The organism is Kutzneria viridogrisea DSM 43870 (assembly GCF_000525635.1).
Classification (GTDB): Bacteria; Actinomycetota; Actinomycetes; order Mycobacteriales; family Pseudonocardiaceae; genus Kutzneria; species Kutzneria viridogrisea.
The window spans coordinates 4,500,334-4,515,549 of sequence record NZ_CP007155.1 but is presented as its reverse complement, the minus strand read 5'-3'; the positions used below and the strand labels follow the sequence as shown (position 1 = coordinate 4,515,549).

At 71.3% G+C, this 15,216-nt stretch carries 13 protein-coding genes; 8 read left to right on the top strand and 5 right to left on the bottom strand.

Features of this window, described 5'->3' with window-relative positions; genetic code table 11:
• Positions 1-46: 46 nt before the first annotated feature.
• The gene (locus tag KALB_RS19760; protein ID WP_268872258.1) at positions 47-1,255 is read right to left on the bottom strand and encodes a macrolide family glycosyltransferase; all 1,209 of its coding nucleotides are present in this window, start codon (positions 1,253-1,255) and stop codon (positions 47-49) included.
• Positions 1,256-1,741: 486 nt separating this feature from the next.
• Between KALB_RS19760 and KALB_RS19755 the strand changes: the two genes are divergently transcribed.
• Together KALB_RS19755 and KALB_RS19750 are read left to right on the top strand one after the other, a co-directional pair.
• Positions 1,742-3,001: an alpha-hydroxy acid oxidase gene (locus KALB_RS19755; protein WP_025357444.1), complete on the top strand. Its 1,260-nt coding sequence runs from the start codon at positions 1,742-1,744 to the stop codon at positions 2,999-3,001.
• A gap of 74 nt (positions 3,002-3,075) precedes the next feature.
• The gene (locus KALB_RS19750) at positions 3,076-4,269 is read left to right on the top strand and encodes a tetratricopeptide repeat protein (protein WP_201771941.1); all 1,194 of its coding nucleotides are present in this window, start codon (positions 3,076-3,078) and stop codon (positions 4,267-4,269) included.
• Positions 4,270-4,276: 7 nt separating this feature from the next.
• Here KALB_RS19750 and KALB_RS19745 read toward each other — a convergent pair whose 3' ends face one another.
• Both KALB_RS19745 and KALB_RS19740 read right to left on the bottom strand, forming a co-directional pair.
• Positions 4,277-4,504, bottom strand: coding sequence for a hypothetical protein (locus KALB_RS19745; protein ID WP_030111101.1), 228 nt, complete (start codon positions 4,502-4,504; stop codon positions 4,277-4,279).
• 14 nt (positions 4,505-4,518) lie between these two features.
• Positions 4,519-5,187 (bottom strand): bifunctional DNA primase/polymerase, encoded by a 669-nt coding sequence (locus KALB_RS19740; RefSeq protein WP_025357441.1) that lies wholly within the window; start codon positions 5,185-5,187, stop codon positions 4,519-4,521.
• A gap of 220 nt (positions 5,188-5,407) precedes the next feature.
• Here KALB_RS19740 and KALB_RS19735 point away from each other — a divergent pair, with 220 nt between their 5' ends.
• Genes KALB_RS19735 through KALB_RS19710 form a run of 6 tightly spaced genes read left to right on the top strand, consistent with a single transcriptional unit; the run spans position 5,408 to position 12,345 of the window.
• Entirely contained in the window at positions 5,408-7,036 is a 1,629-nt protein-coding gene (locus KALB_RS19735; RefSeq protein WP_148309540.1) for an NsdA family TPR-like regulatory protein, read from the top strand.
• Positions 7,033-8,292: an amidohydrolase family protein gene (locus tag KALB_RS19730; protein WP_025357439.1), complete on the top strand. Its 1,260-nt coding sequence runs from the start codon at positions 7,033-7,035 to the stop codon at positions 8,290-8,292. The genes KALB_RS19735 and KALB_RS19730 overlap by 4 nt, the downstream gene beginning before the upstream one ends.
• Positions 8,289-9,029 (top strand): ABC transporter ATP-binding protein, encoded by a 741-nt coding sequence (locus KALB_RS19725; protein ID WP_025357438.1) that lies wholly within the window; start codon positions 8,289-8,291, stop codon positions 9,027-9,029. The genes KALB_RS19730 and KALB_RS19725 overlap by 4 nt, the downstream gene beginning before the upstream one ends.
• Positions 9,026-9,820 (top strand): ABC transporter permease, encoded by a 795-nt coding sequence (locus KALB_RS19720; protein WP_025357437.1) that lies wholly within the window; start codon positions 9,026-9,028, stop codon positions 9,818-9,820. Before KALB_RS19725 ends, KALB_RS19720 begins: the two co-directional genes overlap by 4 nt.
• A gap of 18 nt (positions 9,821-9,838) precedes the next feature.
• Positions 9,839-11,017 carry a hypothetical protein gene (locus KALB_RS19715; protein WP_025357436.1) on the top strand — a complete coding sequence of 393 codons (1,179 nt, stop codon included), beginning with the start codon at positions 9,839-9,841 and terminating at the stop codon, positions 11,015-11,017.
• 8 nt (positions 11,018-11,025) lie between these two features.
• Positions 11,026-12,345: an FAD-binding oxidoreductase gene (locus KALB_RS19710; RefSeq protein WP_030107825.1), complete on the top strand. Its 1,320-nt coding sequence runs from the start codon at positions 11,026-11,028 to the stop codon at positions 12,343-12,345.
• 40 nt (positions 12,346-12,385) lie between these two features.
• Here KALB_RS19710 and KALB_RS19705 read toward each other — a convergent pair whose 3' ends face one another.
• Together KALB_RS19705 and KALB_RS19700 are read right to left on the bottom strand one after the other, a co-directional pair.
• Entirely contained in the window at positions 12,386-14,776 is a 2,391-nt protein-coding gene (locus tag KALB_RS19705) for an ATP-binding cassette domain-containing protein (protein WP_025357434.1), read from the bottom strand.
• 82 nt (positions 14,777-14,858) lie between these two features.
• Entirely contained in the window at positions 14,859-15,215 is a 357-nt protein-coding gene (locus KALB_RS19700; RefSeq protein WP_025357433.1) for a VOC family protein, read from the bottom strand.
• Between the last annotated feature and the right edge of the window lies 1 nt (position 15,216).

Genomic DNA, 15,216 nt, shown 5'->3' with positions numbered 1-15,216 from the left:
GTGCGGGCGGAACCCACCTGTCGGTAATCCAGGTGTGCCAGGCGGATCAGGCCGCCAGCCAGGACTCCACCAGTTCCACGGCGCGCGGCACGCCACCGGCCTGTGCGATGTGGTCGCGCATGGTCTCGGCCGAGTTCCGGTACCGCGCGTCGGAGGCCACCTCGGAGATCTCCGCGCGAATGGTCTCGGCACCAGCCCGCGACCGGTCCACCATGCGACCAAGGCCCAGGCGGACCACCTGCTCGGCGGCGACGACCTGATCAGCGTGGTGCGGGACGCACATCATCGGGACGCCCGCGCTCAGCGACTCCATCACGCTCCCGATCCCGCAGTGCGTCACGAACACGCTGGCGTGCCGGAGGACGGACGAGTTCGGCAACCAGCGGTGGACCTCCACGTTCTCCGGAAGCTCCCCCAGGACCTCCGCGTCGAGCCGGTCCCCCAACGTGATCACCACGTGCCACGGGGTGTCGGCCAGGGCCTCGACGCAGCGGGCGAGGAACTCAACCCGGTCGGGGCTGTGCGAGGTGCCGAGCGAAACCAGCGCCACCTGGTCCTTGCCCTGCGGGGGCGACCACTCCGGGGACGAGGTCGGCGCGGCACAGGGCCCGACGAACCCGAAGCGCTCCGGGAACTGTTCGCCATTGACCTGGAACTGTCGGGGCAGGAACACGAGATTGGGCGCGCTGTTGCCCCCGAACCCCTCGATGTCGACCTCGGCCAGGCCCAGTTCCTCGATCAACCTGGTCTGCGCGGCGAAGAATTCCAGCACCTCGGGGTCGGACACCTCGATGTGCGCATGGGGCTGCTCGGCCTGGGACTCGTTGAGCGAGAAGGTGTCGCTCGACGCCAGGTTCGGACAGCTCTGCGCGATTGGCCTGTCCCAGTGCTTGGCGAGTATTCGAGCCGTCTCCGAGGCGGCCAGGTCGTGCACGAAGAGGTCCGGGACGTCGTCCGCGAAGTGGGCCAGCGCCTTTTCCAGCGGTGCGAGCCCCTCGCGCACGAAGCTGAAGACCGTCTGCTTCATCCCCTGCTGCGTCTGCCCGGACGGCAGGCCGTCCTCCCACCGCACGGCGGATTCGTAGGCCAGGACCTCGGCACCGGTCCGGGCCACCGCCGCGGCGTGGTGGTCGGCGACGACGTAGGTCACCCGGTGACCTCGTTCGACCAAGCCGGTGACCACAGGCAGCGTCGGCGCGATGTGCGAGTAAACAGGGAAACTGAAGAACGCGATGTGACCAGTCAATCGAACCACCCCAGTGTCAATCACACTCCGCTCCCCGCACGCCCCGGGCACCAGCAAGCCCGCGGAGTGGAGGAGCAACAATTTCTCAGGTTCTGACGATTGCTCACATGTGATCACAACACGCGTTCCCAACCAGCACAAGCGGCGTAGTCGAGTTCTGCCTGTGATCTGCGCCGCCCGCCATGCATCCCATACCACCACACCGAAGTCCCATTACCAACCCGCACAAGTACTCCTGCGTGAGCGGTCGACCTCCGCGCCAAAGATCAAGCCGAAGGAAACTCAGGGGCAGACTTTCGGACCGCGCCGTTTCCGATCAACGGTCCGATGGGCTATCCATTCCGGAAACCGATTCCGGACCCGCGCCCTCCTCGGTTCCCGACCGTCCAGTCGACTCGCCGGAACGAGCGGAGCCCGGCGCCTCAGGATTGTGACACAAAGTATCTACCTATTGTGTACCATGACCGCACGCGGGTGAGAGGGGACGTTGTGCCAGTGTCAGAGCCGAGCGCGAACTGGACGAAGAAGCCGTCGACGACCCGGCGGCGGCTGCCCCGGTGGTCGGAGATCAGTCCCCTGCTCAACCCCAGACTGCCCGAGACCAACCCGGTGCGGCGGCGGCTGAACAACGCCCACACCATCGCCGACCTGCGGCTGATCGCACGCCAACGCACCCCGCGATCGGTGTTCGACTACGTGGACGGCGCCGCCGAGGGTGAGGACAGCCTCCGGGCGGCGCGCAAGGCGTTCCGCGAGTTGGTGTTCCACCCCCGTGCACTGCGCGACGTGTCCACTGTGGACATGCAACGGCGGATCCTGGGCCGCCCGGCCCAGCTGCCGCTGGTGCTGGCGCCCACCGGGTTCACGCGGTTGATGCACCACGAGGGCGAAGCCGCCGTCGCGCGCGCCGCGGCCCGGGCGGGTATCCCCTACACGCTGTCCACGATGGGGACCACCTCGATCGAGGACCTCGCCGCGGCCGCGCCGCAGGGCCGCCGCTGGTTCCAGCTCTACCTGTGGCGGGATCGCGCGGCCGGTCAGGACCTGATCGACCGTGCCCGTGCGGCCGGGTACGACACGCTGGTGCTCACCGTGGACACGCCGGTCGCGGGCGCCCGGCTGCGCGACGCCCGCAACGGCCTGACCATTCCGCCGAAGCTGGGCCTGCGCACCCTGGCCGACATGGCACGCCACCCGGCGTGGTGGATGAACCTGCTGACCACCGAGCCACTCGAGTTCGCCTCACTCAGGCACTGGCAAGGCACCGTCGCCGAGCTGGTCAACCACATGTTCGACCCCTCGGTCACGCTGGCGGACCTGCGGCGGCTGCGGGAGAACTGGGAGGGCAACCTGGTCGTGAAGGGGATCCAGCACGTCGAGGACGCGCGGGCCGTGGTGGCTGCGGGCGCGGACGGTGTAGTGGTGTCCAACCACGGTGGCCGCCAACTCGACCGGGCCCCCTTGCCACTCGCGCTGCTGCCCGAGGTCCTCGACGCCGTCGGCGACCGGGCCGAGGTGTTCCTGGACACCGGGGTGCTCAGCGGGGCCGACGTGGTGGCCGCCGTCGCACTGGGCGCCAGCGCCGTGCTGGTCGGGCGCTGCTACCTGTACGGGCTCATGGCGGGCGGTGAGCGCGGCGTGGACCACGCGCTGGGCATCCTCGCGGCCGAGACCAGGCGCACCCTGCAACTGCTCGGCGTGCCCTCGGTGAACGATCTCGGCCCCGAGCACGTGACGCGGGCGCCCAGCAGGTAGGCGCGCCTGGTCACGGCCTTGGCCGCCCGGTCGTGACCCGGATGACGCCCCGCATCGGTGCCAGAATGGGCTATGTGACCGACGCCGCGATCACGGCCCGCCGCCTCCGGGCGCTGCGCGAGGCGCGCGGCTGGTCCCCTGCCGCGGCCGTTGAGCAGTTGCGCGCACACGTGGCCGAGGAGCTGCCCGCCGCGGCCGAACTGCTTGGTGCCTGGCAGGCCTGGGAGTCCGGCGGCACCCGACCACCCAGCCACTACCAGTCGGCCATCGCCACCGCGCTGGGCACCGTCACGGCCGCCCTGTTCCCACCGGACCGACCGGAGCACGAACTCACCTCCGCCGACCTCGACCAGGTGCGGGCCCGGCTGGCCCGGCGCGCGGTCGACGAGGCCACCCTGGACGGCGTGCGGCTGGTCGTGGAGCGGCTGTGCACCGACTACGGCCGTGCGCCCGCCGAACAGCTGATCGGCCCGAGCAGGCAGTGGCTGCACCGGGTGCTGGCAGCCCGGGACACGGCCCGCCGGGTCGAGGTGCTCGACCTGGCGGGGCGACTGGCACTGCTGGTCGGCTGCCTGGAGTACGACCTCGGCGATCGGGTGTCGGCCGAGGCGAGCCGCCGGGCAGCTGCGGACATCGGCCGCGAGATCGGCAGCGGCGAGATCCAGGGGTGGGCCTACGAGATGCTGGCGTGGTTCGCGCTGACCTCGGGCGACCACCTGGGCGTGCTGGCCGCCACCGAGGCGGGGCAGGCCGTGGCCGGACAGCACTCGGTCGCGGCACAGTTGCTCGCGCAGCGGGCGAAGGCGCTGGCCCGGCTGGGCCGCGGGCGGGACATGGAGACGGCGCTGGAACAGGGTCGGCGGTTGCTGGACCACCTGCCGTACCCGGCGAACCCCCGCAACCACTTCGTGGTCGATCCGGCGAAGTACGACTTCTTCGTGATGGACTGCTACCGGCGGGTCGGCGTCGACCGGCGGGCGGCCGCGCTGGCCGGTGAGGTGATCGCCACCGACGCCGGGGCGGGGCGGTCACCGATGCGGCTGGCCGAGGCACACCTCACGCTCGGCGTGGCCGCGGCACGGGCCGGTGACCTGGAGCAGGCGCTCGCCCACGGCCGAACCGCCCTCGGGTTCGAGCGCAGGTCACTGCCCTCGCTGTCGATGGTCGCCCAGGACCTGGTCGCCGTGCTGGCTCAGCGCTACCCCGGAGAAGAGGCGGCCGCCGCGTACCTGGCCGAACTCTCCAGGTGCACGGCGGCCGGTGCCTAGGCGCCGCTCAGCTGTGCTCCGCCATCCCCTCGGTGGCGGAGCTCTCCAACGCCTTGGCGCGCAACACGGCCCGCAGCCGGCCGACGCCCTCCAGTGGGTCGAGCTCGTAGAGCTCCCCGGTGGGCAGCCGCAGGGTGACGCGCCCGCCCCCGGTCGCGTGCACCTCGATCTGCGTGCGCCTGCCCTGTTCGTCCCGGCACGCCACCTGTTCCGGACCGGTGTCGCGCCTGGTCAACCGCCACCACCTGTTCACGAACAGATCCGCCGTGCCTGGTGCTGGGTGAAGGAGAAGGCCCGCACCGTGTCGTCACCGTGCCGCGAGCTGGCGGCACGCACCAGCACGGGCAGCAGGGTCAACGCGTCGGGCAGTTCGCGCAGGGCCAGGTCCGGTTCGACCACCCAGCGCACGCTCTGGTCGGGCAGCATGGACGGCGGCGCGACCAGCAGGTCCCCGAGGCCCAGGTAGCGCAGCTTGAGCTGGGGCGCGGACTGGCCCAACGCCTTGAGCGCGCCGTACACCGAGATCGACGCCCCCGGCTTGACCAGGAACTGGTAGCGGTCGGCCAGGCCCAGCACCGGCCCCAGCGCGACACCCTCGGTCCGCAGGGAACGCAGCACGGCGGCGCCGGCCTCCGCGGAGACCTCCAGCGCGTCCACGAACTGGCCGGTGGGCAGGCCGAGGTTGTACGGGGCTCTGGACCACCACTCCGACAGGGTGTCGGCCTCTCTGCTGGCTCCGACGTCGACCGGGTGGCTGCTGGGCCGCGCGCACGTGATCTGACCGCACGAGCACCCGGTTACCAGGGAGTGCCGCAGCACGAGGTGGGTCAGCGGGATCACCGGCCACCCCATACCGCGGGCGTAGAACAGCGCCGCACCCAGGAGGGTGGACCGGCTGTACTCAGGCCGCTGGAGCATTGCCCCAGGTTGGCCCTTGTGCCCGAATCGGCAAACCTCCAGTTCCCCGCCCCGGATTCCCACCGTCACCCCAGCTCTGAACTGCGCAAATGCCCTTCGGTGCGCGCTGGATTACCCCAGCTGTCCACGCTGGGTAACCCAACCTGGCGTGTCCGGGCGACTACGGAGGAGAATGTCCGCAGCCCGTAGGACAGTCCGAATCAGTTGGGGGCAGTACCGGATGGCCACAGATGGCCACAGCGGCGACGCGGCATGGTGCCACAACCGGGCGCGCGAGCTCCGCGCGAAGGGGTTCACCTGGGCTCAGGTCGTGGACGTGCTCGCACTGGACCGCAAGGCCAGCCCGCTGCGGCTGCACCGGCTCGCGCACAACCGCAGCGGCACCGACGTGGTGGACGAGATCAACCAGCGCGATCCGGCCAACACCGCGGCCCTGCGCGTGCAGCGCCTCTACGACTACGAGATGTGGCCGGACGGCGGGCGCAGGCCCTCGGTGTGGACCCTGCCGGTGCTGGCCAGGATCTACCAGACCTCGGCCCGCAGGCTGATCACCGACGCCGTCTACGCCAGCTACGGCCCCGCCGACCAGGGCAACCTGGACGCCGCCGACTTCAGCCACCTCGACGCCAACCACCCGCGCCGGGCCGCCGCCCCGCCCGCGGAGCCCGCCAGGCAGGGCGGCGAGGACGAGTCGGCCCGGCGGCCGTGGCTGGGCCCGGGGCAGGCGGCCGAGTCCGACGAGGTCACCCGGCTGGCCAGCTCGACCAGCGAGGACTCGGTCGCACTGTTCCGCGCGGTCGTCCAGCTGGAGACCGAGCCGCAGCGGCAGGAGACGCTGTTCCGGCTCGCCCTGGGCATGGGCGGCGTCTCGGGGCTGCCGCTGGTGCACAAGCTCAGCCCGGAGGAACGGGACCGGCTGGCCGGGGTGACCCTGGATCCGAGGCGGGCCGACGCGAGCACCGTGCAGATCTTCAAGAAGCTCACCGAGATGTGCCGCCACCTCGACGACGCGCGCGGGCCGGAGACGGTGATCAGGGCCATGCTGCACTACCGGGCGCTGGTCGCGGAGATGCTGCGTGACGCGGCCCGCACCAGCCTGTGGCAGAGCCTGGTGCGGGTCTACGCGGAGCTGTCCCAGTTCACCGGGTGGCTGCTCTACGACGTCGGGCACTACGCCGCCGCCAACCGGCACTTCCAGGAGGGACTGGCTGCCGCGCAGGAGGTGCGCGACATCGGCACGGTCACCTACATCCACTGCTGCCTGACCCACATGGCCTGCTTCCGAGGCGAGATCCCGACCGCGCTGGACCACGCCTTCGCCGCGCGCGGGTGGGCGAGCCAGTCGGGCAGCCCGCTGCTGGCCTCCTACACCGAGCAGATGGCGGCGTGGGCCTACTCCCTGGAGGGCTGGGAAGTGCCCACCGCGAAGGCCATGCTGCGGGCGCAGAAGCTGCTGCCCGACACCCTGGGCGAGGCCGACCCGCCCTACCTGTACTTCGTCGACCGCGGCTTCACCGTCGGGTTCGGCGTGGGCTGCTGGCTGCGCCTGGACCGGACCAAGCGGGCGCTGGTGGAGTCCGCGGACGCCATCGCGCTGACCGACCCGCTGCTGGCCCGCAACCGCGGGTTCCGGCTGCTGGACCGGGCGGGCGCGCTGATCGCGCAGCGGGAGTTCCCGGAGGCGGCCACGGTGGCCCTGGAGATCGCCGACCTCGCGGCCCGGCACAGTTCGGCCCGGCTGAGCAGGTGGCTGCGGAACCTGCGCGACCAGATGCAGCCGTGGGCGGCCCTGCCGGAGGTGCAGTTGCTTGACGAGCACATCGCCGCACAGCACCAGGCGGCCTGGTGAGCGCGGGGGCACTGCTGCTCAGCGGGGCACGGTTGGCCAGTGGGGCGTTGGGCGACGTGCTGCTGACCGACGGCCGGATCGCGGCGGTGGGCGAACCGGGCACCCTGCCCGCGGCCGCCCAGTGGCTGGACCTGCGCGGTTACCTGCTGCTGCCCGCACCGGCCGAGCCGCACGCCCACCTGGACAAGGCGTTGACCCTGACCGCGGCGCCCAATCCGAGCGGGGACCTGGCCGGGGCCATCGAGGCGTGGCAGCGCTACAGCCCGAGGATGCAGCACGAGGACATCGTGGCCAGGGCGACCGAGGCCGTGCTGCTGTCGCTGTCGCATGGGGCCACGGCGGTGCGCAGCCACGTGGACGTCAACTCCGCGGTCGGGCTGAGGTGCCTGGAGGCGCTGCTGGCCGTGCGCGAGGCGGTGCGCGGGCAACTGGACCTGCAACTGGTCGCGCTCACCGGGATACCGGTTACCGGCGCGGCCGGGGCGGACAACCTGGCCCTGCTGCGCGGTGCGCTGGAACTGGGCGCCGACGTGGTCGGTGCGTGCCCCTACCTGGACCCGGATCCCGAGCAGTGCCACCGGATCTGCCTTGAGCTGGCGGCCGAGTTCGGCGTGCCGATCGACCTGCACACCGACGAGACGATCGACCCGCAGGTGCTGACCCTGCCCTACTTCGCCGAGCTCGTCGCCAGCACCGGGTTCCCGCACGGCGCGACCGCCAGCCACTGCGTGAGCCTGGGCGTGCAGGACCCGGAGGTCGCCCAGGACGTGGCCGAACGGGTGGCCGCCGCCGGGATCGCCGTGGTGTGCCTGCCACAGACCAACCTGTACCTGCAGGCGCGGGCGTGTCCGTCGGCGCCACCGCGCGGGCTGACCGCGCTGCGCGCGCTGCTGGCCGCCGGGGCGACCGTGGCCGGTGGCGGGGACAACGTGCAGGACCCGTTCAACCAGGCCGGTCGCGGGGATCCACTGGAGACGGCCTCCCTGCTGGTCACGGCCGGGCATCTGCTCCCGGAGCAGGCATACACGGCGATCAGCACCTCGGCGCGGGCGGCGATGGGCCTGCCGGAGGTGCGGGTGGCCGCCGGGTTCCCGGCCGAGCTGATGGCGATCCGCGCCAGCACGGTCGGCGAGGCGGTGGCCGGGGCGAGCCCGGACCGGATCGTGCTGCACCGCGGCCGGGTGGTCGGCCGCACCTCGGTACGGCGGGAATTCCCACTACTCAGGACAGACGAACTGTTGGCGGAGAACGGATGACGGCCGAACCGCTGCTGCGGCTTGCCGAGGTCGGGATGCGGTTCGCGGACGGCACGGCGGCACTGCACGAGGTGGATCTCGAGGTCTCGGCGGGCCAGTTCCTCGCCGTGGTCGGCCCCTCTGGCTGCGGCAAGAGCACGCTGCTGCGGCTGGCGGCCGGGCTGGCCAAGCCGTCCTCCGGCGCGGTGCTGCGGCGTACCGACGAGGTGGCCTACGTCTTCCAGGACCCGGCGCTGCTGCCGTGGCGCACGGTGCGCGCCAACGTGGAACTGGCCGCCGAGTTGCGCGGCCTGCCCAAGCCGGAGCGCCGCCGTCTCGCCGCGCAGGCAATCGAACTGGTTGGACTGGAACAGTTCGCCGGGCACCGGCCTGGCGCGCTGTCGGGCGGCATGCGGATGCGGGTGTCGCTGGCCCGGTCGCTGACCCTGCGCCCGGAGCTGTTCCTGTTCGACGAGCCCTTCGGCGCGCTCGACGAGATCAGCCGGGAACGGTTGGGCGACGAGGTGGCCAAGCTGTTCGGCGCCCGCGGGTTCGGCGCGGTGTTCGTCACGCACTCGGTGACCGAGGCGGTGTTCCTGTCCACCAGGGTCATCGTGCTCTCGGGCAGGCCCGGCCGGGTGGTCGGCGACTTCCCGGTGCCCTTCGACTACCCCAGGCCGCCCGAACTGCGCTTCGACGAGCGGTTCGCACACCTGGCCGGTGCGGTCTCGGCCTGCCTGCGCGGGGAGGCGGCATGAGCCGGGTGCGCAGGTACGCCCCGCCACTGGTGGTGCTCCTGCTCGTGCTCGCGGCCTGGTACGCCGTCAGCTACCTCGGGCTGAGCCCGGAGCGCCGGTTCCTGCTGCCACCTCCGGACGAGGTGCTGCGGGTGGGACTGCTGGACCCGGACAACCTGGCGCCGCTGCTGGACGGCCTGGCGCTGTCGGCCGAGGTGGCCATGATCGGGCTGGTGCTGGCCTTCGTGCTCGGCGTGGCGGCGGCGGTGGCGATGAGCCAGGCGCGCTGGGTGGAGCGGTCGCTGTACCCGTACGCCGTGGTGTTGCAGACGATCCCGATCCTGGCCCTGGTGCCGCTGTTCGGCTTCTGGTTCGGTTTCGGCCTGCCCAGCCGGATCCTGGTGTGCGTGCTGATCGCGCTGTTCCCGCTGATCGCCAACACGCTGCACGGCCTGCGGTCGGCCGAGCGCGTGCACCACGACCTGTTCACCCTCTACGGCGCCGGTCGGCTGACCCGGCTGTGGAAACTGCAACTGCCCGGCGCGCTGCCCTCGATCTTCACCGGGCTGCGGGTGTCGGCCGGGCTGTCGGTGGTCGGCGCCGTGGTCGGGGACTTCTTCTTCAAACAGGGCGAGCCCGGTATCGGGATGCTCATCGACCTGTACCGGGCCAACCTCCAGTCCGAGCAGATGTTCGCCGCGGTGCTGCTGGCCTCCGGGTTCGGCGTCCTGGTGTTCTGGGCGTTCGGCCTGCTGGCCCGGCGGGTGGCGGGCAGCTGGCACGAATCGGTCGCGGACTCGCCGGACAGGTGACCACAGACAAGGAGATCGATGTTCAACGCTCACCGCGGTAGCCGGCTGGCCCTGGCCACGGTCGGCGCCGTGGCCGCGCTGGCCCTGGGTGCCTGTGGCGGCGGCGCCACCACCGGCACCGCCACCGCGTTACCGGCGGCCCCGGACGGGCCGTTACGGCTCAAGGGGGCCTGCCCGGACACGGTGGTCATCCAGACCGACTGGTCGCCGGAGGCCGAGCACGGCGGCCTCTACCAGTTGCTGGGACCGGACCCGACCGTGGACTCCGAGCACAAGCGGGTCACCGGCACGTTGGCCGCGCAGGGCCAGGACACCGGGGTCCGGGTGCAGATCCGCGCGGGTGGCCCGGCGATCGGGTTCCAGACCGTCAGCTCGCAGCTGTACCTGGACCAGTCCATCACCCTCGGCCAGGTGGTCACCGACGAGTCGGTCAGCCTGTCGGCAGGACAGCCGACCACCGCCGTGCTCGCCACGCTGGACCTGTCCCCGCAGATGATCATGTGGGATCCGGCCGCGCACCCGGACTGGCACAGCATCGCCGACATCGGCCGCACCGACACCAAGGTGCTGTACTTCCAGACCTCCACCTACATGCAGTACCTGCTCGGCGCGGGCGTCCTGCGCCGAGGTCAGGTCGATGGCAGCTACGACGGCTCGCCCTCGACCTTCGTGGCCGAGGGCGGCAAGATCGCCCAGCAGGGCTTCGCCACCAACGAGCCGTACCTCTACCAGGAGAAGCTGGCGCAGTGGCACAAGCCGGTGAAGTTCCAGCTGGTCAGTGAAACCGGCTACCCGGTCTACCCGGCGCTGTCGATCCGGTCAGCGCAGAAGGCGGCGCAGACGCCGTGCCTGCGCAAGCTGGTGCCGATCATCCAGCGCGCCCAGGTGGACTACCTGCGCTCACCCGAGGGCTCCAACAAGCTGATCACCAGCCTGTCCGCCAAGTACAACCTCGGGCAGAGCTACACCGCGGCGCAGGCCAAGTTCAGCGTCGAACAGCAACTCGCGCTGCACATCGCGGGCAACCAGCCGGGCACCAGGACGCTCGGCGGGTTCGACCAGGCCCGCCTGCAACGGGTCATCGACATCCTGCGGCCGATCCTGGCCGCGCAGGGCAAGGCGCTCGGACCGGGTCTGGGCCCGGCCGACATCGCGACATCCGAGTTCATCGATCCGAGTATCGGGCTGGCTCCGTGAGGCGTGCCATGACAGAAGAAGCCGTGCGGACCTCCTCCGCGCTGACCGCACTGGTCGCTGACCTGACGAGCGCGCTGGGCGCCGAGGCCGTGACCGAGGAACCGGCCGCCCGCAAGGTGGCCTCGACCGACTGGGCGCACATGTCGCCCATCCTGGCCGCCCGGCTGCCCGCCGGTCTGGCCGACGTGGTGGCCTATCCGGCCGACCCCGAGCAGATCGCCACCGCCGTGCACCTGGCCCACCAGCACGGGATCCCGGTGACCCCGCGGGGCCAGGGCACCGGCAACTACGGGCAGGGCATCCCGCTGTGCGACGGGCTGGTCGTGGACACCAGCCGGTGCAACCGGGTGCTGGAGGTGGGCGAGGGCTGGGTGCACGCCGAGGCGGGCACCTCGTTCGTCGCCATCGAGTCCGCCGCCCGCAAGCAGGACCAGGAGATCGCGATCCTGCCGTCCACTGTGGGCAGTGCGATCGGCGGCTTCCTGGCCGGTGGGTCCGGCGGCACCGGGTCGATCGAGAACGGCTTCATCTGGGACGACTACGTGAGCGAGCTGCGGATCGCGGCCTGCACCGACCGACCCGAGCTGGTCACCGTGCGGGGCGCCGACTGCCGACCGCACCTGCACGCCTACGGGGTGACCGGGGTGATCGCCACCGCCACCGTGCGCCTGGTGCCCCGGCGGGACTGGATCGGGCTGCTCGCCTCGTTCGGGGACGAGGCGAGCGCGGTGGCCGCGGGCCGTGAGCTGATGCGGCTGGACCCGCTGCCCCGCATCCTCTCGGTGGACGAACCGGCTGTGGTGGCCACCTTCCCGGCCGATCCGGCGATCCCGCTCGGCCGGTTCAGCGTGCGCGCGGTGATCGACCGGCCCACCGAGACGGCCGCCCGCGCCGCCGTCACCGCGCACGGCGGGGTCGTCGAGGACGTGCGCGGCAACGGTGCCGCCTACCTGGCCTCGCTGTCGTTCAACCACATCACGCACCGGGCGCGCAAGGCCCGGCCGGAGCTGTGCCATCTCCAGATCGCCGGTGACGCCATGATCACGCGTGGCGAGGAGCTGCGCGCGCTGCTGCCGGACACCATGGTGCACCTGGACGGGTTCACCATGGACCGAGCGGAGGGGCCGACCTTCGCGGGCATGCTGCTGTGCCGGTTCGAAAGCGCCGAGAAGCTGTACGCGGGCATCGAGCGGATGCGCGAACTCGGTGTGCAGGTCGACGACCCGCACACCTGGCTGTTGGGTGGGGACCTGACCGCCACCAGGGCGGCTGCCCGCCGCTTCGATCCGGCCGGCCTGCTCAATCCCGGCAAACTGCCGTCGGAGTAGCAGACCGCGAGGTGCGGACCGGCGGGCAGCCGGGCCTGGGTCAGGTGCCGACGTAGGCCGCGAGGTGCTCGCCGGTGAGGGTGGAGCGGGCCGCGACGAGGTCGGCGGGGGTGCCCTCGAAGACGATCCGGCCACCGTCGTGGCCCGCGCCGGGGCCGAGGTCGACGATCCAGTCGGCGTGCGCCATGACCGCCTGGTGGTGCTCGATGACGATGACCGACTTGCCGGCGTCCACGAGCCGGTCGAGCAGTGCGAGCAGCTGCTCGACGTCGGCGAGGTGCAGGCCGGTGGTCGGCTCGTCGAGGACGTAGACCCCGCCCTTCTCGGCCATGTGGGTGGCCAGCTTGAGCCGCTGCCGCTCGCCACCGGACAGCGTGGTGAGCGGCTGGCCGAGGCTGAGGTAGCCGAGCCCGACCTCGGCCAGGTGGGTCAGGATCCGGTGGGCCGCCGGGGTCTTGGCCTCACCGGCGTCGAAGAACTCGGCAGCCTCGGTGACCGACATGGCGAGCACCTCGCTGATGTCCTTGCCGCCGAAGGTGTAGCCGAGCACCTCGGTCTGGAAGCGCTTCCCCTCACACTCCTCACAGGTGGTGGCGACCCCGGCCATCATCGCCAGGTCGGTGTAGACGACCCCGGCACCGTTGCAGCCGGGGCAGGCGCCCTCGGAGTTGGCGCTGAACAGCGCGGGCTTCACGCCGTTGGCCTTCGCGAACGCCTTGCGGATCGGGTCGAGCAGTCCGGTGTAGGTCGCCGGGTTGCTGCGCCGCGAGCCCTTGATCGCCGCCTGGTCGACCGACACCACCCCGTCCTGGCCGGAGACCGAGCCGTGGATCAGGGAGCTCTTGCCCGACCCGGCAACGCCGGTGACCACCACCAGCACGCCGAGCGGTAGGTCCACGTCCACGTCCCGGAGGTTGTGGGCGCTGGCGCCGCGCACCTCCAGCACGCCCGATGGCGTCCGCACCGAGGGCTTCAAGGAAGCACGGTCGTCCAGGTGCCGCCCGGTGAGCGTGCCACTGGCCCGCAGTCCCGCCACGGTGCCCTCGAACACCACCTCGCCGCCCTTGGTGCCCGCGCTCGGGCCCAGGTCGACCACGTGGTCGGCGATCGCGATCGCCTCCGGCTTGTGCTCCACGACCAGCACGGTGTTGCCCTTGTCCCGCAGTTGCAGCAGCAGGTCGTTCATCCGCTGGATGTCGTGCGGGTGCAGCCCGATCGTCGGCTCGTCGAAGACGTAGGTCACGTCGGTGAGCGCGGACCCGAGGTGGCGGATCATCTTGGTGCGCTGCGCCTCGCCGCCGGACAGGGTGCCCGACGGGCGGTCGAGGCTGAGGTAGCCGAGCCCGATCTCGACGAAGGAGTCGAGGGTGTGCCGCAGCGTGCCCAGCAGCGGCGCGACGGACGGTTCGTCCAGATCACGCACCCACTGGGCGAGGTCGCTGATCTGCATCGCGCAGGCCTCGGCGATGTTGATCCCGTTGATCTTCGACGACCGGGCCGTCTCGCTGAGCCGGGTGCCCTCGCAGTCGGGGCAGGTGGTGAAGGTGACCACCCGCTCCACGAAGGCGCGGATGTGCGGCTGCATCGCGTCGACGTCCTTGGACAGCATCGACTTCTGGATCTTCGGGATCAGACCCTCGTAGGTCAGGTTGATGTTGTCGACCTTGATCTTCGTCGGCTCCTTGTACAGCAGGTCACGGAGCTCGGACTTGGTGAACCTGCGAATCGGCTTGTCCGGGTCGAAGAAGCCGCAGCCGTTGAAGATGCGGCCGAACCAGCCGTCCATGCTGTAGCCGGGGATCGTCAGCGCGCCCTCGTTGAGCGACTTGCTGTCGTCGTACAGCGCGGACAGGTCGAAGTCGGTGACCGAGCCCCGGCCCTCGCAGCGCGGGCACATGCCGCCGACGATGCTGAAGGTCCGCTTCTCCTTGACGGTCCGCCCGCCGCGCTCCATCGTGACCGCGCCCGCCCCGCTGATCGAGGCCACGTTGAAGGAGAACGCCTTGGGCGAGCCGATGTGCGGCTGCCCGAGCCGGCTGAACAGGATGCGCAGCATCGCGTTGGCGTCGGTGGCGGTGCCGACCGTGGATCTGGGGTCGGTACCCATCCGCTGCTGGTCGACGATGATCGCGGTGGTCAGCCCGTCGAGCACGTCCACCTCGGGCCGGGCCAGGGTCGGCATGAAGCCCTGCACGAAGGCGCTGTAGGTCTCGTTGATCATCCGCTGCGACTCCGCGGCGATCGTGCTGAACACCAGCGAGCTCTTGCCCGAGCCCGAGACGCCGGTGAACACCGTCAGCCGCCGCTTCGGGATCTCGACGCTGACGTCCTTGAGGTTGTTCACGCGCGCGCCGTGCACGCGGATCAGGTCGTGGCTGTCGGCAACGTGCGGCGCCGGCGACTGCGTGTCCGTCCTCTTGGCCTTGCTCATCGTGTCTCCATACTGTTGCCAGCTGCCGTCGCGCACCAGCTCGCGGTCGGCAGGTCGTTCACTGCGGCGGCGAGGGTCGGCCTCATCGGTCCTGGAGCAGCCCGAGGACGTTGCCGTCGGGGTCGGTGAAGGTGGCCACCAGGCGGCCGCCGCCGACATCGTGCGCGGGCTCCTTCACGGTGGCACCGGCCGCGGTCACCTCGGCCAGCTTCGCCTCGATGTCGGAGACGTGCCAGTAGGCCACCGGCGAGGTCATGCCCTGCGGTCCACCGCCCGGCACCAGCCCGATGTGCTGGCCCTCGACATCGAAGCCGACGTAGTAGGGGCCCTCGGCCTGCGGCGGCACGCCGAGCAGGGCGGTGTAGACCGCCTTGGCTGCCGCCAGGTCGGACACGGGATGCAGCACGGTCTTGATGCCCTGGGTGGAAGAGCCGGTCATG

Coding starts and splice junctions, on each gene's coding strand:
- KALB_RS19715 (WP_025357436.1), top strand. CDS start 9,839: ATGTTCAACGCTCACCGCGGTAGCCGGCTGGCCCTGGCCACGGTCGGC.
- KALB_RS19725 (WP_025357438.1), top strand. CDS start 8,289: ATGACGGCCGAACCGCTGCTGCGGCTTGCCGAGGTCGGGATGCGGTTC.
- KALB_RS19700 (WP_025357433.1), bottom strand. CDS start 15,215: ATGACCGGCTCTTCCACCCAGGGCATCAAGACCGTGCTGCATCCCGTG.
- KALB_RS19710 (WP_030107825.1), top strand. CDS start 11,026: ATGACAGAAGAAGCCGTGCGGACCTCCTCCGCGCTGACCGCACTGGTC.
- KALB_RS19735 (WP_148309540.1), top strand. CDS start 5,408: ATGGCCACAGATGGCCACAGCGGCGACGCGGCATGGTGCCACAACCGG.
- KALB_RS19720 (WP_025357437.1), top strand. CDS start 9,026: ATGAGCCGGGTGCGCAGGTACGCCCCGCCACTGGTGGTGCTCCTGCTC.
- KALB_RS19705 (WP_025357434.1), bottom strand. CDS start 14,776: ATGAGCAAGGCCAAGAGGACGGACACGCAGTCGCCGGCGCCGCACGTT.
- KALB_RS19740 (WP_025357441.1), bottom strand. CDS start 5,187: ATGCTCCAGCGGCCTGAGTACAGCCGGTCCACCCTCCTGGGTGCGGCG.